General features: G+C 72.2%; 18 protein-coding genes. 7 read left to right on the forward strand and 11 right to left on the reverse strand.

The annotated features are described in order from the left end of the window. The first annotated feature begins 82 nt into the window (after nucleotides 1–82). Nucleotides 83–589 (forward strand): SRPBCC family protein, encoded by a 507-nt coding sequence (locus IPT68_RS02550; RefSeq protein ID WP_189701591.1) that lies wholly within the window; start codon nucleotides 83–85, stop codon nucleotides 587–589. Continuing rightward, complete coding sequence (locus IPT68_RS02555; protein WP_189701590.1) at nucleotides 589–1,647, forward strand: LLM class flavin-dependent oxidoreductase; 1,059 nt, start codon at nucleotides 589–591, stop codon at nucleotides 1,645–1,647. The genes IPT68_RS02550 and IPT68_RS02555 overlap by 1 nt, the downstream gene beginning before the upstream one ends. Before the next feature lie 67 nt (nucleotides 1,648–1,714). Here the strand turns inward: IPT68_RS02555 and IPT68_RS02560 are convergent, their stop codons facing one another. The 9 genes from IPT68_RS02560 to IPT68_RS02600 form a co-directional block, all read right to left on the reverse strand. Further along, on the reverse strand, nucleotides 1,715–2,254 hold the full coding sequence (locus tag IPT68_RS02560; RefSeq protein WP_189701589.1) for a winged helix-turn-helix transcriptional regulator: 540 nt from the start codon (nucleotides 2,252–2,254) through the stop codon (nucleotides 1,715–1,717). 45 nt (nucleotides 2,255–2,299) lie between these two features. Beyond that, nucleotides 2,300–3,976, reverse strand: a complete 1,677-nt coding sequence (locus IPT68_RS02565) for a hypothetical protein (RefSeq protein WP_189701588.1) — start codon at nucleotides 3,974–3,976, stop codon at nucleotides 2,300–2,302. Between the two features lie 367 nt (nucleotides 3,977–4,343). Next, a complete protein-coding gene (locus tag IPT68_RS02570) occupies nucleotides 4,344–6,737 on the reverse strand; it encodes a glycoside hydrolase family 65 protein (protein ID WP_189701587.1) in 2,394 nt (797 codons plus the stop codon). Continuing rightward, entirely contained in the window at nucleotides 6,734–7,480 is a 747-nt protein-coding gene (locus IPT68_RS02575; RefSeq protein WP_189701586.1) for a beta-phosphoglucomutase family hydrolase, read from the reverse strand. Before IPT68_RS02575 ends, IPT68_RS02570 begins: the two co-directional genes overlap by 4 nt. A 3-nt stretch (nucleotides 7,481–7,483) precedes the next feature. Continuing rightward, the gene (gene zwf, locus IPT68_RS02580; protein ID WP_189701585.1) at nucleotides 7,484–8,959 is read right to left on the reverse strand and encodes a glucose-6-phosphate dehydrogenase; all 1,476 of its coding nucleotides are present in this window, start codon (nucleotides 8,957–8,959) and stop codon (nucleotides 7,484–7,486) included. A gap of 467 nt (nucleotides 8,960–9,426) precedes the next feature. After that, entirely contained in the window at nucleotides 9,427–9,705 is a 279-nt protein-coding gene (locus IPT68_RS02585) for a DUF3140 domain-containing protein (protein WP_407699469.1), read from the reverse strand. A gap of 60 nt (nucleotides 9,706–9,765) precedes the next feature. After that, a complete protein-coding gene (locus tag IPT68_RS02590) occupies nucleotides 9,766–9,996 on the reverse strand; it encodes a hypervirulence associated TUDOR domain-containing protein (protein ID WP_189701583.1) in 231 nt (76 codons plus the stop codon). 375 nt (nucleotides 9,997–10,371) lie between these two features. Beyond that, nucleotides 10,372–10,821, reverse strand: coding sequence for a nitroreductase/quinone reductase family protein (locus IPT68_RS02595; protein WP_189701582.1), 450 nt, complete (start codon nucleotides 10,819–10,821; stop codon nucleotides 10,372–10,374). Then, the gene (locus IPT68_RS02600) at nucleotides 10,770–11,321 is read right to left on the reverse strand and encodes a hypothetical protein (RefSeq protein ID WP_189701581.1); all 552 of its coding nucleotides are present in this window, start codon (nucleotides 11,319–11,321) and stop codon (nucleotides 10,770–10,772) included. Before IPT68_RS02600 ends, IPT68_RS02595 begins: the two co-directional genes overlap by 52 nt. A gap of 89 nt (nucleotides 11,322–11,410) precedes the next feature. On the opposite strand from IPT68_RS02600, the gene IPT68_RS02605 reads away from it, so the two are divergent. From IPT68_RS02605 to IPT68_RS02625, 5 genes are all read left to right on the forward strand, one after another. Further along, entirely contained in the window at nucleotides 11,411–12,094 is a 684-nt protein-coding gene (locus IPT68_RS02605) for a nucleotidyltransferase family protein (RefSeq protein ID WP_189701580.1), read from the forward strand. Beyond that, nucleotides 12,091–12,378 (forward strand): BON domain-containing protein, encoded by a 288-nt coding sequence (locus tag IPT68_RS02610; RefSeq protein ID WP_189701579.1) that lies wholly within the window; start codon nucleotides 12,091–12,093, stop codon nucleotides 12,376–12,378. The genes IPT68_RS02605 and IPT68_RS02610 overlap by 4 nt, the downstream gene beginning before the upstream one ends. Next, nucleotides 12,375–13,112, forward strand: coding sequence for a metallophosphoesterase family protein (locus IPT68_RS02615; protein WP_189701578.1), 738 nt, complete (start codon nucleotides 12,375–12,377; stop codon nucleotides 13,110–13,112). Before IPT68_RS02610 ends, IPT68_RS02615 begins: the two co-directional genes overlap by 4 nt. A gap of 170 nt (nucleotides 13,113–13,282) precedes the next feature. Next, nucleotides 13,283–14,656, forward strand: coding sequence for a carbohydrate-binding protein (locus IPT68_RS02620; protein ID WP_189701577.1), 1,374 nt, complete (start codon nucleotides 13,283–13,285; stop codon nucleotides 14,654–14,656). Between the two features lie 783 nt (nucleotides 14,657–15,439). Beyond that, nucleotides 15,440–17,002 (forward strand): APC family permease, encoded by a 1,563-nt coding sequence (locus IPT68_RS02625; RefSeq protein WP_189701576.1) that lies wholly within the window; start codon nucleotides 15,440–15,442, stop codon nucleotides 17,000–17,002. 777 nt (nucleotides 17,003–17,779) lie between these two features. Here the strand turns inward: IPT68_RS02625 and IPT68_RS02630 are convergent. Together IPT68_RS02630 and IPT68_RS02635 are read right to left on the reverse strand one after the other, a co-directional pair. After that, entirely contained in the window at nucleotides 17,780–17,923 is a 144-nt protein-coding gene (locus IPT68_RS02630) for a CsbD family protein (protein ID WP_407699470.1), read from the reverse strand. A 539-nt stretch (nucleotides 17,924–18,462) separates the two neighbouring features. Next, on the reverse strand, nucleotides 18,463–19,995 hold the full coding sequence (locus IPT68_RS02635; protein ID WP_189701575.1) for an FAD-dependent oxidoreductase: 1,533 nt from the start codon (nucleotides 19,993–19,995) through the stop codon (nucleotides 18,463–18,465). Nucleotides 19,996–20,071: the final 76 nt, after the last annotated feature.

Here is a 20,071-nt window from a genome sequence, read left to right on the forward strand (position 1 = left end):
TCGTTGCACAACCCCTTGACCATCTAAGTCTTATTAAGCAACTCTACCGGCAGCGACCCCTGCCGACGAGGAGGCCAACACGATGGAGTGGACGGGCGCGCGGTATGCGGACACACCGACGGTCGAGGTGACGACCTGGGTCGACGCCCCGCCGGAGCGGGTGTGGGAGCTGGTCTCGGACGTGCGGCGCATGCCGGGGACCAGCACGGAGCTGCGGTCGGTGGAATGGGTCGACGGAGCCGACGGGCCGTGCGTGGGCGCCCGGTTCGTCGGCCGCAGCGCGCACCCCGACCTCGGCGAGTGGGAGACCGTGTCGACCGTCGTCGAGTGCGAGCCTCCGCAGGTCTTCGCCTGGGCGGTCGTCGACCCGGAGAACCCCTCGGCCGTCTGGCGGTTCCGGCTGGCGCCCAGGGACGGCGGGACCGAACTCTCGCAGTGGATGCAACTGGGACCCGCCCCCTCCGGGCTGTCCTTCGCGATCGCGGCCATGCCGGACAAGGAGCAGAAGATCGTGTTCGTGCGCATGCGCGAGTTCGAGCGCAACATGACGGCCACGCTCCGGCACATCAAGACGTGGGCGGAGGCGTGATGCGCACGGCGACGACGGTCGAGGCGTCGGGCTTCGGCACCTGGTCCGGGCAGGCCGACTTCGTCGTCGAGGCGGAGAAACTCGGGCTCGACGTCTGCTGGGTGGCCGAGGCCTGGGGCTCCGACGCCCCGTCCGCCCTGGGGTTCTACGCGGCCCGCACCGAACGGATGCTGCTCGGCTCCGGGATCATGCAGGTCGGCACGCGCACCCCGGTCGCCCTGGCCCAGACGGCGATCACCCTGTCCAACCTGTCCGGCGGACGCTTCCTGCTGGGCCTCGGTCCCTCCGGCCCCCAGGTGATGGAGGGCCTGCACGGCGTGCCGTTCGCCCGCCCCCTGGCGCGTGTCCGCGAGACCGTGGAGATCGTCCGGCAGGCGGTCGCGGGCGGCAAGATCTCCTACGCGGGCTCGGAGTTCCGGATTCCGCTGCCCGGCGGGGACGCCGTCCCCATGCGGCTCTCCCTGCGCGCCGAGCATCCCGTCCCGCTCTACCTGGCCGCACTGTCACCGGCCATGCTCGAGCTCACCGGGCAGGTCGCGGACGGCTGGCTCGGCACCAGCTTCGTGCCCGAGGGCGCCGCGGAGGCCTACTTCGCCCCCCTGCGTCGGGGCCTGGCCGCGGCGGGCCGCCGTCGTGCCGGCTTCGACGTCTGCCAGGGCGCGGAGGTGGCCTTCGCGCCGGACGAGGAGGCGCTCGGCGCCCTGGTCGCCGGCCGCAAGAAGGAACTCGCCTTCAGCCTGGGCGGTATGGGTTCCGCCTCGACCAACTTCTACAACCGGGCCTACGGCCGCCAGGGGTGGGCCGAGGTCGCGGCGGAGGTGCGGCAGCGGTGGCAGGCGGGTGACCGCGACGGCGCGGCCGCCCTCGTGACCGACGAGATGGTGCTGGCGACCACGCTGATCGGCACGGAGGAGATGGTCCGGCGGCGGCTGCGGGTGTGGCGCGACGCCGGGGTGGACACCGTGCGCATGTATCCGGCGGGCGAGAGCCTCCAGGCCCGGCTGGACACGCTGGGCAGGGCGATCGAGCTGGTTCGGGAGGTCGACGGGGAGGCGTGATCCTGGCCCCGCCGCGGACCGGTTGACGGTCCCGTCGCCCCGCACGAACGCGAGGCGACGGGCCGACTCACGAACCTGTGCGTCCGTCGGCGACCTCCTGCGGGCCCGGGCCGGTGCCGAAGCGAGCCTGCACGTCGGGGCGCTTCAGCAGGCGCGCCGGGTAACCGGGCCCGGTGCGCAGGGCCACGTCCCCGTGCCGCAGCGGCTCGCCGCAGGACGAGCACACCACCTTGGCCTGGGTGTCGTGGCCGCAGGTGGTGTGGCGCATGACCACGGGGACGCCTTCCTCGGCGGCGAGCCAGCGGTCGCCCCAGGCGTTGATCGCGGCGAGGACGCCGAAGAAGTCGCGGCCCTTGTCCGTCGGCAGGTACTCGTGCCGGACCGGCTCGGTCTGGTAGACGCTTCGCCGCAGCAGCCCCGCGTCCTCCAGGCGCCGCAGCCGGTCCGCGAGGGTGTTGCGGGCGATGCCCAGCGAGCCGATGAAACCGTCGAAGCGTGACTCGCCGTAGAAGACCTCGCGCAGCACGAGCAGCGTCCAGCCGTCGCCCAGGATGTCCACCGTGCGGGCGATGGAGCAGGGCCAGCCATCGAACGACGTCCGTCTCATGCGTTCGACCATAACAGTCTCATCATGAGATGGTCTGCTGCTCGTTCAGCGGGGCTTCTTCAGGGTGACCTTTCCGGCCTTCTTGGTGAACAGGGCACCACCGGCGCTCATGGAGACGAGCACGTTGTACTTGCCTTCCGGAACTCCGGAGACGTCGACGCCTGCGGCCCCCGTGGTGAAGTACCCGAAGTCGTAGGTGCCGAGGTCTCCGGGCAGTTTGTGCGGCCGCACGGCATCGGGGTTCTTCCTCGCGCCCAGCGGGAAGGAGTGGCATCCGGACCTCCCCTGGAGCACGAGGTAGTAGAAGGCGTGCGCGTCGCGGTCGGCGTTCCTTCCGGGCAGGAAGAAGACGCCTTCGGCATGGACCTTCCGGTCGCGCTCCTCCGCCTTGACGGCGGTGAAGCACACGCCCGGGGAATCGACGCCGACGATGCTCCTCTTGACCAGCTTGAGGCCGCCCTTGCCGCCCCGGAAGAGAAGCTCGGCGTCACCGCCGGCCTGGCGCCGGTCGACCGCGCTGTGCGAGATCAGCCGGGTGCGCCGCTCGATCCCCTCGTCGTCGCTCGTGACGCAGACCGAGACGTCGTAGGTGCCCTGCGGGAGATCGGTGAACGTCAGGTCGGCCCGCGAGGCGAACCCGCCCGTGGCGTACTCGCAGAAGTACTCGTCGAAGTAGTCCCGGTAGAGCCTGATCTCCTTGGTCGTCTCCAGCGGGTACACCCAGGTCTTCCCGTCCTTCTCCAGGACGAGCCGCTTGGTCTCGGCGGTCGGTCCGTCGGGCGACACGCCCGGCAGGAAGGCGTGACCCTTCAACTGGAGCTGCCCGTCCGTGAACTCGGCGCGCGTGAGCGTGGCCAGGGCGGTGTCGCTCTTGCGCAGCTCGGCGAGGTACGCGGTGGCCGCCTCGGGGTCCTCGGCATCGGTCCCCGTCCGGACCTCGCCCCATCGCGGCGCGGCACCCTCCGTCAGGGAGTACACGATGCTGAGGATCGAGGGCAGCGCCTGCCGGACCACCTCGTCGTGCCGGCGCACCGTGGGGGATTCCACGAACAGGAAGTTGAAGTTCTCGTACTCCCGCAGCGCGGGGAGATAGTGCTCCACCTCCTGCTCGTACTGGTAGTCCCCGGGAGAGGACACCACGTAGATGTTCCTCTTGAGGTCCGCGTCCTTCTCGAGGAGGTCCTTCATGACGGCGTCCATGACGGCCACGTTCTCGTCGGACTGCCCCTCGCCGAGGACGGCGTCCCCCAGCTGACCGTGGCCCTTCGAATAACTGCCCAGGAAATACTGCGGCGTCGAGGCCACGATGTTCTTGTAGTCGTACTTCAGGCCGTAGTAGAGCGCGGCGCTGCCGCCCTTCGAAGCACCGAGGAGAGTCACCTCGTCCCTGGTCACCCGCAGTCGCCGCATGTGCGCCTCTATGAGGGCCTGTATGGAGTCCGTGACGCTGAAGTCCATGTTCCTGGCCACGTAGTAGGAGGCCCCGCCGTCGAAGTGGTCCCGGATCCGCAGGACGTTGCACTTCACGCTGTCCAGGGCGTTGCCGAAGCCGTACTTGCTGCCCACGGACGAGAACACCACCAGCAGGTGCCGGTGGTCGCCCTGAGCCGGGCGGAACTGGAACTCGACCGGCCACTTCCCGTGCACCTCCACGCTTTCCTGGTAGGCGCGGTTTCTCCGCGTTGCGTAGTTGGGCGACAGCGGAGGCAGGGCGTTCTTCATGACGGGATGCGGACTCTCTGGCCGGGTGCTCGGACGGGCGGTGCTCGGGCGGAGTATACGGAGCGGCAACCCACCGGTCATCCACGAGCCGAGGACTGTTCACCGGGCACGGGCCCGGTGTCTGCTTCGTGCGCTCGGACGATTCGCCCGCCGGCCCGGCGGAGTGCCGCTCGGCCCGTCAGGTCCTCCCGCCGATGTCGTCGGCGCGGGCGACGAACCGGGCCGTTGCGTCGGTCACGCGGTACAGGAACGCACCGCCGTCCTCGGTGGCCTCGAAGTACTGGCCGGCGGCTACGCGGGCGGCGCGCGGCGGCAGCGGTCCGTGCTCCGTGACCGCCTCCGGTGAGCGAGGGCGTTGACAAGCGAGTCAGGGGAGCCGGAGGGTCCGTGGCCCGGCCGGCTCGCGCCGCTCGGGCGCACGTCCCCATGGCTGACGGGGCTCCGGGCGGGCGGGGGCGGGCGGGATCGGCCGCCCGGTCGGTTCGCCGGTGGTGACGGTGAAGCGTTCACCGTGGTGGAAGAGGTCCTGAGGCTCGCCCTCCAGAAGGACGTAGCGTGCCGTGCCGTCGGTGATCTCGACCCGCAGCCTGCGGCCCCGGATCAGCAGGGTGAAGGCCAGACGGGCCAGCTGCTCGGGGAGGCGGGGCGCGAACCCCACCATCGGCTCGCCGGAACCGGCGCCGCCGTACTGGCGCATGCCTCCCAGCCCCACCACGAGAGCGATCCACGTGCCCGCGAGGGAGGCGATGTGCAGTCCGTCGCGCGTGTTGTGCTCCAGGTCCTCAAGGTCCACCAGGGCGGCCTCGCCCAGATAGTCCCAGGCGAGCCGGAGATGTCCGGTCTCGGCGGCGAGGACGGCCTGGCAGCAGGCGGACAGGGAGGAGTCGCGGACGGTGAGGGCCTCGTAGTAGGCGAAGTTCCTGGCCTTCTCCTCGTCAGTGAAGGCGTCGGGGCAGGTCAGCATGGCCAGGACGAGATCGGCCTGCTTGACGACCTGCTTGCGGTAGAGGTCGAAGTACGGGAAGTGCAGCAGCAGCGGGTACTGCTCCGGTGCCGTCCGGTCGAAGTCCCACCTCTTGAGGGTGGTGAAGCCCGCCGACTGCTCGTGCACGCCGAGCCTGTCGTTGTACGGCACGACCATGCGGGCCGCGGCGCCCTGCCAGGCGGCGGCCTCCTCCGGCGTGACCCCCAGCGCCGCCGCCTCGTCGGGATGCAGGAGCACCCAGGCCGCGGCCGCCCGCAGGTTCTGGCGGGCCATCAGGTTGGTGTACAGGTTGTCGCGGGCGACGGCGCTGTACTCGTCCGGCCCCGTGACACCGTCGATGTGAAAGCGGCCCTCGGCGTCCGCACTGCCCAGTGACCGCCACAGCCGGGCGGTGTGCACCAGCAGTTCCAGGCCCGGCCCTCGCTCGAACCGCTCGTCGCCCGTGGCGGCCACGTAGCGTACGACCGCGTCGGCGATGTCCGCGTTGACGTGGAAGGCGGCCGTACCGGCGGGCCAGTAGCCGGAGCACTCCGCGCCGCTGATGGTCCGCCAGGGGAAGGCGGCTCCGGACAGGCCGAGCTGGCGGGCCCGCCCCAGCGCCGCGGGCAGCGTCTCGTGCCGCCAGCACAGGGCCGGGGCGACGGTGTCCGGAGCGGTGAAGGTGAGGACGGCCAGCACGAAGGACTCGGAGTCCCAGAACGCGTGGCCGTCATAGCCGGTGCCGGTCAGGCCCTTGGCCGGTACGGCGCGGCCCTCGGCCCGGGCGGCCGCCTGCAGCACGTGGAACAGGCAGAAGCGGACGGCCTGCTGGATCTCCTCGTCGCCGTCCACCTCGACGTCCGCCCGCGACCAGAAGTCGTCGAGGTAGGCCCGCTGCTCGGCGAGCAGACCCTCCCAGCCGGAACTGCGGGCGGCCGCGACCGCCCCCTCCACCTGGTCCCGGATCGCGGGCAGCGACCGCTGGGCCGACCAGCCGTGGCCCACGAACTTCACCAGCCTCAGCCGCTCGCCGGGGGCCAGGGTGGCGGTGATGGTGAGGCGGCTGACGTCGGGTTCACTCTCGGCCGACCAGGAGGTCCCGTCGGGCCCCTCCACGAGGTGGTCGGCCGCGGCACCCACCCGCTGGCCGCTGTGGCCGGTGCAGTGCAGCAGGCGCAGCCGGGTGTCCTGGGCGAAGTGCTCCTCCGCCCGCAGCGGCGCGTCGATCACGGCGGAGACCCGGGGGTCGCCGGACGTGCGGGGCAGCTGCTCGTTGGCGACCAGCTCCGACTGGACGGCCACGGTGACCGGGGTGTCGAGCGCCTCCACCTGGTATTCCACGGCGGCGATCGCCCGCTGGGTGAAGGACACCAGGCGGCGGGAGACGACGCGGACCCCGGTCCCGGCCGGGCTGACCCAGTCGACGGTCCTGCTCAGCACACCGGTGCGGAAGTCCAGCAGGCGCTCGTGCGCGACGAGCCGGCCGTAGCGCAGGTCGAACGGTTCGTCGTCGACCAGCAGCCGGATGACCTTGCCGTCGGTGACGTTGATGGCCGTCTCACCGGACTCCGGGTAGCCGTAGCCCGCCTCCGCGTACGGCAGCGGATGCACCTCGTGGACGCCGTTGAGGTACGCGCCGGGCAGCCCGTGCGGTTCGCCCTCGTCGAGGTTGCCGCGCCAGCCGACGTGCCCGTTGGCCAGCGCGAACACGGACTCGCTCTGGGCGAGGACGTCGAGGCTCAACTCGGTCTCGCGCAGACTCCAGGGCTCGCACGCGAAGGACGGATGGGTGATCACCTTGCGCCCTCCAGCAACTGGGCGAGGTCGGTCACGACGAGGTCCGCCCCGTGCCGGCGCAGCTCGGCCGCCTGGCCGACCCGGTCGACGCCGACGACGACACCGAAGTTGCCGGCCCGCCCGGCCTCCACACCGGCCAGGGCGTCCTCGAACACGGCCGCGGCGGCGGGCTCGACGCCGAGGAGACGGGCGCCCGCGAGGTAGGTGTCGGGCGCGGGTTTGCCGTGCAGGCCCTGCTCGCGCGTGGTGATGCCGTCCACGCGTTCCTCGAAGAGGTCCTCGATCCCGGCCGCGACCAGCACGTCGCGGCAGTTGGCGCTGGAGGAGACGACGGCGCGCCGCAGACCGGCGTCCCGGGCCGCCCGGACGAAGGCCACCGATCCCTGGTACGGCTCCACGCCCCGCTCGCGGATCATGCGCAGCACCAGGTGGTTCTTGCGGTTGCCCAGACCGCGCACGGTCTCCTGGTCCGGCCCGTCGTCGGGCGTTCCGTCGGGCAGCTCGATGCGGCGCGATGCGAGGAAGGTGCGCACGCCGTCCTCGCGGGGCCGGCCGTCCACGTAGGCGTCGTAGTCCTCGCCCGAGTCGAAGGGCACGAAGGGGCCGCCCTCCTGTTCGGCGCGCTGCCGGAGATAGGCGTCGAAGGTCTCCTTCCAGGCGGCGGCGTGGACCTTCGCGGTCTGCGTCAGGACACCGTCGAGGTCGAACAGACAGGCACGGATGTGATCGGGCAGGCCCAGCACGGCTCACCTCCCGTCCGGCAGGTACCAGTGGTGGGGCCGCACGAGCCGGTGGATGCTGTCCGGCCCCCAGGAGCCCTTCGGGTACGGCTCGACCGGCGGCGGGTCCTTCAGCAGGGGCTCGGAGACCTCCCACAGGCGGTCGATGCCCTCGGCGCTGGTGAACAGGGACTGGTCGCCCAGCATGGCTTCCAGGATCAGGTGCTCGTAGGCCTCCAGGGTATGCTCCTGCGCGAAGGAGCCTGCGTAGTCGAAGACCATCTCGGCCCGGCCCAGCCGCATGTCGGGGCCGGGTTCCTTCGCCAGGAAGCGGACGGTGATCCGGCCGGGGTCGTCGAAGTCGATGGCGAGCGTGCCGGGGCGGGGGGTCGTGCCGTCGGGCGCGGTCGCCGGGAACATGCGCAGGGGTGGCTGGCGGAAGGTGAGGGTGACCATGTGGCGTCCCTCGGCCAGTGCCTTGCCGGAGCGCAGGTGGAAGGGCACGCCGGCCCAGCGCCAGTTGTCGATCTCGACGCGCAGCGCGGCGAAGGTCTCGGTGTCGGAGCCGGGGGCGACACCCGGCTCGTCGCGGTAGCCCTCGTACTGGCCACGCACCACGTTCGCCGGGTCCAGGGTCCGCAGGCTGCGGAAGACCTTGGTCTTCTCCTCCCGCAGGGAACGCGCGTCGAGCCTCGGCGGCGGCTCCATCGCCACGAAGCCGAGCAACTGGAAGAGATGGGTGACGATCATGTCCCGGAAGGTGCCGGTGCCCTCGAAGAAGCGGGCACGGCCCTGGATGTCGATGCTCTCCGGCACGTCGATCTGGACATGGCTGATGTGGTCGCGGTTCCACACCGGCTCGAACAGTCCGTTGGCGAAACGCAGCGCGAGGATGTTGTCGACGGACTCCTTGCCGAGGAAGTGGTCGATGCGGAAGACGCGGGACTCGTCGAAGACGGCGTGCAGGGTGTCGTTGAGCGCGCGGGCGGAGGCGAGGTCCGTGCCGAAGGGCTTCTCCACGATCACCCGGGCGCCGTCGGACAGCCCGGTCGCGCCGAGCATCGTCACGACGGAGCCGAACGCCACCGGCGGTACGGCGAGATGGAACAGCCGCCGCGTGCTGCCGCCGACGGCGCGCTCGGCCTCCTGCACGGCGGCCAGCAGCGGTGCCGGGTCGCCGGGGTCGGCGGCCCCGAAGGACAGCGTCTCCACGAACGACCGCCACGAGGGACCTTCGGGGGCCGCCCGCCCGAACTCGGCGACGGCCTGCCGGGCGTGCTCGCGGAACTCCTCGTCGCCGAGGGCGTCGGCGGCGGGGGCCGTGCCGACGATGCGGTACCGGGTGGGCAGCAGGCCCGCGTTCGCCAGATGGAACAGGCCGGGCAGCAGCTTGCGACGCGCCAGGTCGCCGGTCGCCCCGCAGATGACGATGACGTGATCGTCGGGGAGCCGGCCGGCCGGTGCGGTGGAGCGGGTGGCGTCGTGCCGGTCGTCAGTGGCCATGGTCTGCGTCCCCGTCCTCGGCTGACCCATCCTTGAAAAACACGCTAGCCCCGCCGGCGGGCGTCGGCTGAGCGGGCGTGCTCCAGGCGGGGCACGGCGGCGGCGCGCAGGCGTGGAACCGGTACGGCACCATGGTCGGCCGCCCTGCGGTCGTCGGCGGGTGCCTTCGAGGGAATCCGGGGGCGCCCGCGTGGCCCCGTGGCCGGCCCGTGGTACGGGCATGAGATGTCCCCGCCCTCGGATCCGCCCGCGTCGCCGCCCGGACGCCCGAGCTTGCGGATCAACGGAGTGAACGGCGCACCTCGGCGCCACCTCCGCGAGGCAGCGGCGCGCCTGATGCAGGCGGGGGCTCGGCCGGACGCGCGGGAGGCAAGCGCCGCGCGGCCCGGTGCTCACCCGCTGCCGGCGGGGGCCACGACGACCTTTTCCGCAGCTCCGGGTGTTTCGCCCTCGCTCGCGCGGCCCGCTCAGGCGAGGGGGTCGTGGCCCCAGTTCATGAGCGAGTGGCGCCAACGGGAATCGCTCACGTCTCCCGAGGGACGCTGGGCGAGGTGGCGGCGGATGTAGCCGACCACCTTGCGCATGTGCTGGTAGTCGTCGTCCGACAGGTCGCCCTTCGTGCTGCGCAGGATGTCGAGAATGCGGCGCCCGGACGCGTGCCCGGTGGACTCACCACCGTCCTTGTGCTGGCCCGCCTGGTGGGAGGCGTCCGAGTCGAGCCAGTCACCGAGCGCCGACGGCGTCATGTTGACCAACTCGCTGAACGCTTCCCACGTCTCACGCTTGTCCTCGTCGCGCACGCCGCGTCACTTCTTCTTCCGCAGGGCCGACGGCTTGTGCACCGCCGACTTCCCGGACTTGTCGCTGCGCACCTCGTACTGCGGCTCCTCGGGCGAGGCGTCCACGGTCCGGCCGGCGGCCTTCGTCCGCTTGGTGATCTTCTTCTCGACCCTCCCCTCCGCCTCGCTGCCGTGGCTGCTCCAGGCGACCTCGTCGCCCTTCTTGAGGTTCTCGTCCCGCTTCTTGTCCTTCGCCATGCGGTTCTCCTCGTGAAGGCGGGCACCCGGGCCGGGCTCTCGGGCGTTCCTCCTTCCACGCTGCGCGAGTCGGCGGCGTCCCGCATCCCGACAAGGCCCGGCGATCAGCAGCGTCACCGCCGATGTCGCGTCGTCGTAGCCGGCCGCCGGCCAGGACACGGCGATGGCGGCGCACATCAGCTGTCGGCGCCTTGCGCCGGAAGGCGGAAGCCTGCCTCGCCCAGGACGTGGCCGAGCGGACCGCGCCGCACATCGACAACGCTCGCCGCCACACGCGGGAACACACCATCGCCCCGACCCGGCGGGGCCGGTCGTCAGGCGGACGCCCGCGCCGCGCGGCCGCACGAACGGCCGGCCGCCCGGGTGCCGGGGCGCTCACGGCCTCGGTTCGAGTACCAGGACGGGAAGCTCGCGCCCCGCCCGCCGCCGGTAGGTCTCGAAGGGCCGGTAGAGACCGACCATCACCGGCCACAGACGCTCGTGCTCCGCCGGATCGGCGACACGGGCACGCACAGGGAGGCGTCGCGCCCCGACCTGCACGTGAGTCTCGGGGCAGGCCCGCAGGTTGTGGAACCACGCCGGGTGCCGGGGGTAGCCGGCCTTGGACGCCACCACGACCAGGTCACGCCCGACGACGCCGTACACCAGCGGCACCGTACGCAGACGCCCCGTCCGCGCACCCCGGTGCTCCAGGAGCAGCATGGGCGGCCCGCCCGGGAACCGGTGCCCGACGACGCCCCGCGTCGCCCGGTAGACCGCCACGTGCGCACGCGTCACCCGAGCCAGCAGCGGCCAGCTGCGGTCGGCCCAGCGCATCCAGTCCATACCGGCACGCTACCGACGCGCGGGGCGGCCCGCCCCGTACCCGTCCGCCCCTGACCGAACACGCGGAAGGCATCTCGCGAGAAGGCCCCGACCCCGCGCACCGCGTCCGGCCCCGCCTCGATCAGCCGTCCGACACGGTCCTCGATCGTCGCCACGAGGTCGTCGAGCGAGTCGGCCCGCGCGTCGGGGATCTCCAGCAGACAGCGGTAGCCGCCGTTCTCCTCGTCGTCCAGGCCGTACAGGCCGATGTCCGCCTCGACGAAGAAGGCCTCGTCCGCCGGAGAGACGGTCAGGTCCAAGAAGATCTCGCGGCCGTCCCGCAGGTCGACGACGACGCCCACTGCCTGCATGCCGGGCGTGGCTCCGCAGGGGGCGAACTCGCTCCAGGCGACGGCGGGCTGGTGCGCCAGGAAGACGTCGTACGCCATGGCCCGCAACCGTTCGGCGGCCCGCCACAGGGCGACGAGCGTCCCACGGGCGTCCCGGCCTGCTGTGTCCATGCCCAGAGCAGACAGTGAGTGCGCCCGTACGGGGCTGTGTCGAACCGTGCGGGGCGGGTACACAGGGCTGCGCGGAGGGAGTGATCGGGATGGTGCAGAACGGCGACGACGCGACGCTCGCCCCACGTGCCGAGGGGGCCGGTCTCCGGCTGGCGGCACAGCCGCCCGTCGAGCAGCCGGGACCGGAGGAGACGCACGAACTGCCGCGAGATCGCAACCAGGCGATCCTCGAAGCCGCCAAGCAGGTCGGCACGCTGTTGAAGCGGGGCGGGCACGAGTTCGCGCTGGCGGGCAGTGTGGCCGCCTATGCGCACGGGGCCAGCGAGAACCTGCAGCACGACGCCGATTTCTGCATCAGGCCGGAGGACGCCGACGCGGTCGCGGCCACGCTGCGCGACGCCGGGCTGCCGGTGCGCACGCCGCCGGAGGACTGGCTGCTGAAGTCGACGTGCTTCGGGCAGGACATCGACATCATCTTCGAGCTGGCGCACCGGCCCGTGTCGACGGGCATGCTGCAACGGTCGGAGGAGATCCCGGTGGACTCGGTGCGGATGCCGGTGCTGGCGCCGACCGACCTGCTGTCCAGCCTGCTCGCCGCCTTCTCGGAGCACCACTGCGACTTCGGCGCGGTGCTGCCGATCGCCCGTGCGCTGCGCGAGAAGGTCGACTGGGAGCGGATCCGCGGGGACGTCGGGGACGAAGCGATGGCCGCCGCCTTCCTGTTCCTGCTCGAACGCCTGAACGTGATCACTCCTCGGGAGGAGCAGCCATGACCGGCCCCGACGCACAGCGCGCGCCCGCCGCCGCGGGCCCGGAGCACCTGGAGTACCGCGTCGCCCACCTCCGTGACCGGCTCGCCGCCGGGGACCTCGGTGAGCTGGGCGTGCGCATCGAGGTACGCGGCGAGGCGGTGCTGCTCACCGGCACCGTGCCCTCCGCCCAGTGCCGTGACGAGGTGCGCCGCATCGCCCAGGAGGAGCTCACCGGGCTGCCGGTGCACGACGACCTCGTGGTGACCGACTGCTCGTCGCCCGATCACGCGGAGGACATCGCATGATCCGGATCGCCGCCGTCGGGGACATCCACATGGGTCCCGACAGCCAGGGCGCGCTGCGCCCTGCGTTCGAAACGCTGCCCGACTGTGCCGACGTGCTGCTGCTCGCCGGGGACCTCACCCGGCACGGAACGCCGGACGAGGCCCGCGTGGTGGCCCGGGAGATCACGGACCTCGGCGTGCCCGTCGTCGCCGTGCTGGGCAACCACGACCACCACGACGAGCGCCCCGAAGAGGTCACGGCCATCCTGGAGGACGCCGGTGCCGATGTGCTGGAGGGACGGGCCACGGTCGTGACCGCCGGCGGGATGCGCATCGGGGTGGCCGGCACCAAGGGCTTCGGCGGCGGCTTCGTGGGGCGCAACGCCGGTGAGTTCGGCGAGCCGCTGATGAAGGAGTTCGTGCGGTACTCGCGCCGGTGCGCCGACGGACTGCGCACGGCGCTGGAGCAGCTGGCCGGCGAAACCTGCGACGTGCGGGTCGCGTTGACGCACTTCTCCCCCGTGCCGGAGACGCTGGCCGGCGAGCCGCTGGAGATCTATCCGTTCCTGGGCAGCTATCTGCTGGCCGAGGCGATCGACACCGCGGGCGCCGACCTCGCGGTGCACGGGCACGCACACGCCGGCACCGAGCACGGCATGACCAGCGGCGGCGTTCGCGTCCGCAATGTCGCGCAGCCGGTGATCGGCCGCGCCTTCCACGTCTACCACGTACCGGTGAACGCGCGCGTGCCGTAACCGCGGGTGGACGGACGCCACGCCCGGGCGCGCCGTACTGCACTTGGCGCTCCTGCCCGTCACCAAAGCGCGAAACCGCCGCGCGAAGGACATCGCGCGGCCCCTTCCAGGCAAGCCCTAGGGCTTCGGGACGGATTCTCCCCGTACCTGACTGGAAGGAGACCATGCGCATGCTGCACAGACATGCCGCGACCGGGCGCCGTACGGTGCTGGTCGCGGTCGGCACGTTGGTGCTCAGCGGAATCGGTTCGACCGCGGCCGCCGAGCCACCGCCCGCGGCGGGTCCGCCGCCCTCGGCGACGCAGACGCTCGGGGCCGACAGACCGTCGGCACAGGTGCTGCGTGCCCTGGAGCGTGACCTGGGCCTGACCGCGCAGCAGGCGGCGACGCGGCTGGTGAACGAGGCGGAGGCGGGCACCCGTGCGGGCCGGCTCCGGCTCGCGCTGGGCGAGCGCTTCGCCGGCGCGTGGGTGACCGGCGCCACCTCGAGCACGCTCACCGTGGCGACCACCAGCAAGGCGGACGTGACCACCATCCAGGGGCAGGGCGCGAAGGCCGCCGTGGTGAAGGCGTCCCTGAGCGATCTCACGGCCGTCAAGGAACGGCTGGACAAGGCCGCGACCCGCGTCAGCACGCGCTACACGCCGCAGTGGTACGTCGACATGCCGAAGAACCGGGTCGTGATCGAGGCGGCGAGCAGGACGACCGCGGCCACCTTCGCCGCGGCGGCCCGCCTCGACGCCGAGCAGGTGGACGTCCGGGTGACGACGAAGCGGCCGCGACTGCTGGAGAACATCACCGGCGGCGACGCCTACTACATCAACGACGCGGCCCGCTGCTCGGTCGGCTTCTCGGTGAGCAAGGGCGCGCAGCGCGGCTTCGCCACCGCCGGCCACTGCGGCGACCCCGGCGACCGGACCACCGGCCACAACGAGGCCGAACAGGGCACCTTCCAGGCCTCCACCTTCCCCCGCAAGGACATGGCGTGGGTCGGCGTGAACAACGACTGGACCGCGACGGCCGACGTGAAGGGCGAGGGCGGCGAGACCGTGCAGGTCGGCGGTTCGGTCGAGGCGCTCGTCGGCGCGTCGGTGTGCCGGTCCGGCTCCACCACGGGCTGGCACTGCGGCAAGGTCGAGCAGCACGGCACGAGCGTCAGCTACGCGGAGGGCGTCGTCGACGGGCTGACCCGGACGACGGTGTGCGCCGAACCGGGCGACTCCGGTGGCCCGTTCATCGCGGGCGCGCAGGCGCAGGGCATGACCTCCGGCGGCACCGGTGACTGCACGAGCGGCGGCACCACGTTCTACCAGCCGATCAACCCGGTCCTCAGCGACTTCGGGCTCACGCTGAAGACGGCGTCCACCGGTGCGGCGACGCCGGACCCGCAGGGCGGCGGGAGCGACGGATGGGCCGCCGGGCGCGTCTACCCGGTCGGGGCCACGGTGACGCACGACGGCGTCGTCTACCAGTGCCTGCAGGCCCACCAGGCGCAGGGTGCCTGGACGCCGGCCGGGACGCCGGCGCTGTGGCAGCGCATGTGACGGTCGTACCGGCACGTCTCGGGGGATCGGGGACTGGTGGCACCGGACGCGGGGCGTTGTCGCGCCCGGTGGCGCCTCGCACGGGGCGGCGTGCCCCGCGCCACTCCTCGGCGAGCAGTGCGTACGCGGCGGCCACGAACGGATCCCCGGCGCGGAAGCGGCGGGTGCATCAAGGGCCGTGGCCGAGAAGGCCGCGGCCGCCCTGGGCGACGACGGGCCCGCGGAGGGGGTGCCGGGCCGGCCCGGAGCCGAGTCACCGACCGTGCACGAGCCCACCGAGCCCAGCGGGCCGCTCCCCCATTACCTTGTTGGCCCCCCTAGCCCGATCAGGCCGCTCCCGCGACGGTGAGCCCCACCGGCGCCCCGACCGGGGCCGACCCGCAGCCGCGGGCCCAGCGCGACCCCTACCCGCCGGCGTCCCCACCGACGCCCCCGGCGTGGTGACCGGCGAGGAGGGCACCGGGGCGCTCGAGGAGGTCACGGGGCTGCTGAAGAGTCACCGGGTCTGGCAGCGGTTCGCCGCACGCGTGTGAACGAGGGTGAGGCCCGACGTGGCGCGGATCACAGGGAAGAACTGGAACCCTCCGCATCGGGCCTCGCTGCGATTACCGAATATCGGACACCCAGACGTCGGCTTGGGAAGTGGCGCACCGAGTGGACGGCGAGCCTTCCAATCCCAGGTCAAATGCGATGTCCACCAATGAATAGTCGATTCTCTCGAGGCCGTCGAGGTCGGCGTCACGAGGAGTTGGCACGAAAACCGCAGGAATTAACGTCCTGCTCATGACTCAGCTGGACGTACGGCCCCCGGCCGGAGACAAGGGCGCGCCCCCCACCGAGGGGATGCGCGCCAAAGGCCTGAGCGGGAACTCCGTCGGCCTGCTGGGCAGCGCGGTCATCGGTGTGTCGACCGTGGCCCCGGTGTACTGCCTGACCTCGACGCTCGGCTCCACGGCCGGCGAGGTGGGCGTGCAGATGCCCGCCGTCTTCCTCGCGGGCTTCCTGCCGATGCTGCTGGTGGCCTTCGCCTACCGCGAGCTGAACAAGGCGATGCCCGACTGCGGCACCTCCTTCACCTGGACGGTGAAGGCGTTCGGGCCGCGCCTGGGCTGGATGTGCGGCTGGGGCCTGGTGATCGCCACGATCATCGTCCTGTCGAACCTGGCCGGCGTGGCCACCTCGTACTTCTGGTTGCTGGCGGGCGAGATCACGGGCAGTGAGTCCGTCGCCGCGCTGGACGGGAACAAGGCCGTCCACATCGTCACCTGTCTCGCGCTGATCGCGGTCGCGACACTGATCAGCTACCGCGGGATGACCGCGACCAAGGGCGTGCAGTACGCGCTGGTGGCGTTGCAGCTGCTGGTGTTGGCCGTCTTCGTGGCGATGGCCTTCGGGAAGGCGGGAAGCGCCGAGTTCCCGACGTCGGCGGAGTTCTCGTGGTCGTGGCTGAATCCGTTCGCCGTGCAGTCGTTCGGCGCGTTCACCGCGGGCCTGTCGCTGTCAATCTTCATGTACTGGGGCTGGGACGCCTGCCTGACCGCGAACGAGGAGACCAGCGGCAGCACCCGTACCCCCGGCCGCGCGGCGCTGGTCGCCATGGTGGTGCTGGTCGGCTCGTACCTCGCCACCGGTGTGGCGGCGCAGATGGTCGTCGGCTCCGGTGACCAGGGGCTCGGCCTCGCCAACCCGGAGACCTCCGACAACGTCTTCGCCGCGCTGGCCGGCCCGGTGATGGGCCCCGCGCTCGGCATCCTGCTCTTCGTCGCGGTGCTCGCGTCGGCCGCGGCCAGCCTGCAGACCACGTTCATCCCGGTGGCCCGTACGGTGCTGGCGATGTCGACGTACGAGGCCCTGCCGGCGTCGTACGCCCGGGTGCACCCCCGCTTCAAGACGCCGGGGCGGGCCACCGTGACCGCGGGCGTCGCGACCGGCGTGTTCTACGCGGTGATGACGCTGGTCAGCGAGCACGTGCTGGTCGACACCATCTACGCGCTCGGCCTGATGATCTGCTTCTACTACGCTCTGACGGCCTTCGCGTGCGCCTGGTACTTCCGTGGCGAACTGCTGCGCTCCGGCCGCGACCTGGTGTTCAAGGGGCTGTTCCCGGTGCTCGGCGGCGTGCTGCTGGCGGCGGTGTTCGCCAAGACGCTGATCGACATGTGGGACCCGGCGTACGGCAGCGGCTCGTCCGTGCTGGGTGTGGGCTCGGTGTTCGTGATCGGCGTGGGGCTGCTGGCCCTGGGCCTGGTGATCATGACCGTGATGCGGTGGCGCAGCCCGGCCTTCTTCCGCGGTGAGGTGCTGACGCCGTCGACGCCGGCGCTGGTCGCCCAGGACCGAGAATGACGAACGGACGTCCCCGTCCCCCGCGCCGGCGGGACGGGGACGTCGCCGTGCCACCGGGCCACCGGCAACCGCTCGGGGGACGCGCTTCATGAAGCCCGCACGCCACACGAGCGGGTCCGTGGCGCCGGCGGTGTCGATGGCGGTGGTCATGCGGCGGCTCCTTCGGCGGTCGCGGGGGAGACCGCGGCGTGGCCCCGGTTGCGGGACGCGCAGACCGGCGCATGGGATCGCCGGGGTGTCGCGGACCTTCACGCGCACGCCCCTGAGGTTCTTCACCGCCTTTGCGCGGCGTCGTTGGGGAGGTGTAGCCGGGGGCCTCGAACATCTCGGGCAGGAACAGGTCGGTGCGGACGACTCGCGCCGTCCGCACGGCACGTGTCTGCCCAGTCACGCGGTGAATTCGGCCGGAAACGCTCGTATCGACGGTCGAACGCCGGGCTCGTCCGAGGGGAAGGGTTCGCGTGCGCTCCCCGTTGCTGATCAGTGGTCATGCCGATGGCCGGTCGACCGCGAAGGTGGAGGAAGAGTTGAGCAGGCACGGGTACGGTCCCGCCCTGGGGCCGGGACTCCCCGTGCACGCCGGCCGGGCGGGCCGCGACCACGGCCTTCGGGGCGCAGCCCCGGCCCGGACTGTCCCGGACACGGCGACCATACGCACGTCGACCATCGCGCGAGCCAGTTCTGGTCCGTGTCCTCCGTGCGGAATCCGAGTCGCCGCGCACACGTGGAGCGGGTCCCCGGCACCCGCCGGAGACCCGCTCCTCGTCGTTCACCCGATCAGTGCTTGAACGTGTCCTTGGTCTTCTCCTTGGCCTGACGAGCATCGCCCTTGGACTGCTCCATCCTGCCCTCGGCGGTCATCCGCTCGTTGCCGACCGCGCGGCCGGCCGCCTCCTTGGCCTTCCCCTTGGCCTGTTCCATCTTGGCCTTGGCCTTCTTCTCTCGCGCCACGATGTTCTCCAAGCCGTCGGCGGAGTTCGCTGTCACTGTCCGGGTGGCCCCCGGGGCGCGGCCCAAACGCCCGGCCGCTCACCCCGCCCGACCCGCGGGCGACCATGGCGCCCGCGTCGCGCAGGTCGCGCAGCCGCCAGGCGTGCGCGGCCTCCCGGAGCCCCGGCGGCGGGGGACCCCACTCGTCGGTGCCGTCGGGGCGGGTGCAGGCGGTGTGCGGCGGCTGCAGGACGCCGCCACGCCCGGCTCGGCGAAGCGCGGCGCAGGTCGTCCCGCCGTCTCGATGTGCTCCACGCGATGCGCCCCGCGGGCTTCCGGGGCCCAGGGCCGCGACCACGTCGAGGACGTGGCGTACCGCCGCGTCACCGATGGCGTGCGTGGCCCTCCGGATGCCGGTCGCGTGCAGATCATGTCGCCCGCACCTGCGCGCGAGGCGACGAGAACGCCCTCGGCGGCGTTTCCGGGCCCCGCCCGGGCGCTGTCGGCGGTCTCCGGCGGGCTGCCGCGTCTCAGATGTCCCGCTGTTCCAGCGGCCGTACCGCCGGGCCCTGGACGACCTCGCCGTCGGGGGCGAAGCGGGAGCCGTGGCAGGGGCACTCCCAGGCCTGCTCGGCACGGTTGAACGACACCAGGCAGCCCAGATGGGTGCAGCGCGCGGACACCGCGTGCAGGCGACCGTCCTCGTCGCGGTGAACCGCGCAGCGCCGGCCATCGACGTGCATGACGGCGCCGTCGCCGGGGGCGAGGTCGTCCGGACCCGGTCGGGTCAGGCCCGGCAGCCGGTCGCCGATGAAGTGCCGTGCGACCTTGGCCTGGTGACGGATGAACTGGCCGCCCTCGCGCACCACGGGCGCGATGCGGCGCGGGTCGTACAACTCGCTCCACGGCGGCGCCTCGCGCCCGGTGATCTCGTCGCAGAGCAGCCGGCCGGCCATGATGCTGCCGCTCATGCCCCAGCCGCCGAAGCCGGTGGCGACGTAGGTGTGACGGCTCCCGGGGTGCAGCGGGCCGACCAGCGGCACGTGGTCGGTGGATTCGTTGTCCTGGGTGGCCCACTGGTGGCTCAGGCGCAGCGGGCCGAAGTGGCGTTCGGCCCAGCTGGTGAGCGTCGCGAAGAGCTCCTCGGTGTCCTCGCCGCTGCCGGGAGTGAAGTGCTCGCCGGTGATGATGAGCAGCCGTTTCCCGTCGGCGTACGGTGCCGTGCGCACCGAGCGGGTGTTGTGCTCGGGCGTGATGTACATACCCTGGGGCGCCTTGACGGCGTCGACGGGAGCGGCGATCACCAGCTCCCGGCGGGGCGAGAGGCGGGTGAAGAGCAGGGCGCGGTCGAAGACCGGGTAGTGCGTGGCGACGACGACCGCCCGGGCGGTCACCCGGGTGCCCTCCTCCGTGGTCAGCACGCACGGCTCGCCCTCGGTGAGCCCGACGACGCGCGTCCCCTCGTACAGGTGCCCTCCCCCGGCGCGGATCGCGTCGGCCAGCGCCAGCAGGTACTTGCGCGGGTGGAACTGGGCCTGGTCCGCGACCCGGACCGCCCCCGCCACGGGGAACGGCAGGTCCGTCTCCGTGAGGAACTCGGCGGTCAGGCCCGCCTCCTTGGCGGCCTCCGCCTCGGCCCGCAGTTCGGGGATGCGGCGGCGGCCCAGCGCGAACGTGTAGGAGGCGGTGTCCTCCCATTCGCAGTCGATGCCCAGCTCGTGGACGATCTCGGCGGCGTGGTGGATGGCCTCCGTCTGCGAGCGCGCGTACAGGCGCGCCCCGTCCTTGCCGCGCGTGCGGCGCAGCCGGTCGTAGATGAGGGTGTGCTGAGCGCTGATCTTGGCGGTGGTGTGGCCGGTGACGCCGGCGGCGATCCGGTCGGCCTCCAGCACGGCGACTCCGTGTCCGCGCCGGGTCAGTTCCCATGCCGTGCTGAGCCCGGCCATGCCGCCGCCGACGACGGCGACGTCGACCGTGACGTCGTCGGCGGGCGGCGGTGCCGGGTCACCGGGCGGGAGGGTGTCGAGCCAGTACGACGCGTGGAGTGCTGCCTGCTCGGTCATGGCCGACGAGTTCCCGTGGCGGTTGCCGGTCACACGGAGCTGTCCGTGTGAGGTGCCGGTGCCTCCTCGGGGCGGG

Source organism: Streptomyces chromofuscus, assembly GCF_015160875.1.
Classification (GTDB): domain Bacteria; phylum Actinomycetota; class Actinomycetes; order Streptomycetales; family Streptomycetaceae; genus Streptomyces; species Streptomyces chromofuscus.

What these genes read in the sequence shown, in the direction of transcription:
- IPT68_RS02550 (WP_189701591.1), top strand. Translation starts at nt 83, where the DNA reads ATGGAGTGGACGGGCGCGCGGTATGCGGACACACCGACGGTCGAGGTG.
- IPT68_RS02555 (WP_189701590.1), top strand. Translation starts at nt 589, where the DNA reads ATGCGCACGGCGACGACGGTCGAGGCGTCGGGCTTCGGCACCTGGTCC.
- IPT68_RS02560 (WP_189701589.1), bottom strand. Translation starts at nt 2,254, where the DNA reads ATGAGACGGACGTCGTTCGATGGCTGGCCCTGCTCCATCGCCCGCACG.
- IPT68_RS02565 (WP_189701588.1), bottom strand. Translation starts at nt 3,976, where the DNA reads ATGAAGAACGCCCTGCCTCCGCTGTCGCCCAACTACGCAACGCGGAGA.
- zwf (WP_189701585.1), bottom strand. Translation starts at nt 8,959, where the DNA reads ATGGCCACTGACGACCGGCACGACGCCACCCGCTCCACCGCACCGGCC.
- IPT68_RS02585 (WP_407699469.1), bottom strand. Translation starts at nt 9,705, where the DNA reads ATGACGCCGTCGGCGCTCGGTGACTGGCTCGACTCGGACGCCTCCCAC.
- IPT68_RS02590 (WP_189701583.1), bottom strand. Translation starts at nt 9,996, where the DNA reads ATGGCGAAGGACAAGAAGCGGGACGAGAACCTCAAGAAGGGCGACGAG.
- IPT68_RS02595 (WP_189701582.1), bottom strand. Translation starts at nt 10,821, where the DNA reads ATGGACTGGATGCGCTGGGCCGACCGCAGCTGGCCGCTGCTGGCTCGG.
- IPT68_RS02600 (WP_189701581.1), bottom strand. Translation starts at nt 11,321, where the DNA reads ATGGACACAGCAGGCCGGGACGCCCGTGGGACGCTCGTCGCCCTGTGG.
- IPT68_RS02605 (WP_189701580.1), top strand. Translation starts at nt 11,411, where the DNA reads ATGGTGCAGAACGGCGACGACGCGACGCTCGCCCCACGTGCCGAGGGG.
- IPT68_RS02610 (WP_189701579.1), top strand. Translation starts at nt 12,091, where the DNA reads ATGACCGGCCCCGACGCACAGCGCGCGCCCGCCGCCGCGGGCCCGGAG.
- IPT68_RS02615 (WP_189701578.1), top strand. Translation starts at nt 12,375, where the DNA reads ATGATCCGGATCGCCGCCGTCGGGGACATCCACATGGGTCCCGACAGC.
- IPT68_RS02620 (WP_189701577.1), top strand. Translation starts at nt 13,283, where the DNA reads ATGCTGCACAGACATGCCGCGACCGGGCGCCGTACGGTGCTGGTCGCG.
- IPT68_RS02625 (WP_189701576.1), top strand. Translation starts at nt 15,440, where the DNA reads ATGACTCAGCTGGACGTACGGCCCCCGGCCGGAGACAAGGGCGCGCCC.
- IPT68_RS02630 (WP_407699470.1), bottom strand. Translation starts at nt 17,923, where the DNA reads ATGGAACAGGCCAAGGGGAAGGCCAAGGAGGCGGCCGGCCGCGCGGTC.
- IPT68_RS02635 (WP_189701575.1), bottom strand. Translation starts at nt 19,995, where the DNA reads ATGACCGAGCAGGCAGCACTCCACGCGTCGTACTGGCTCGACACCCTC.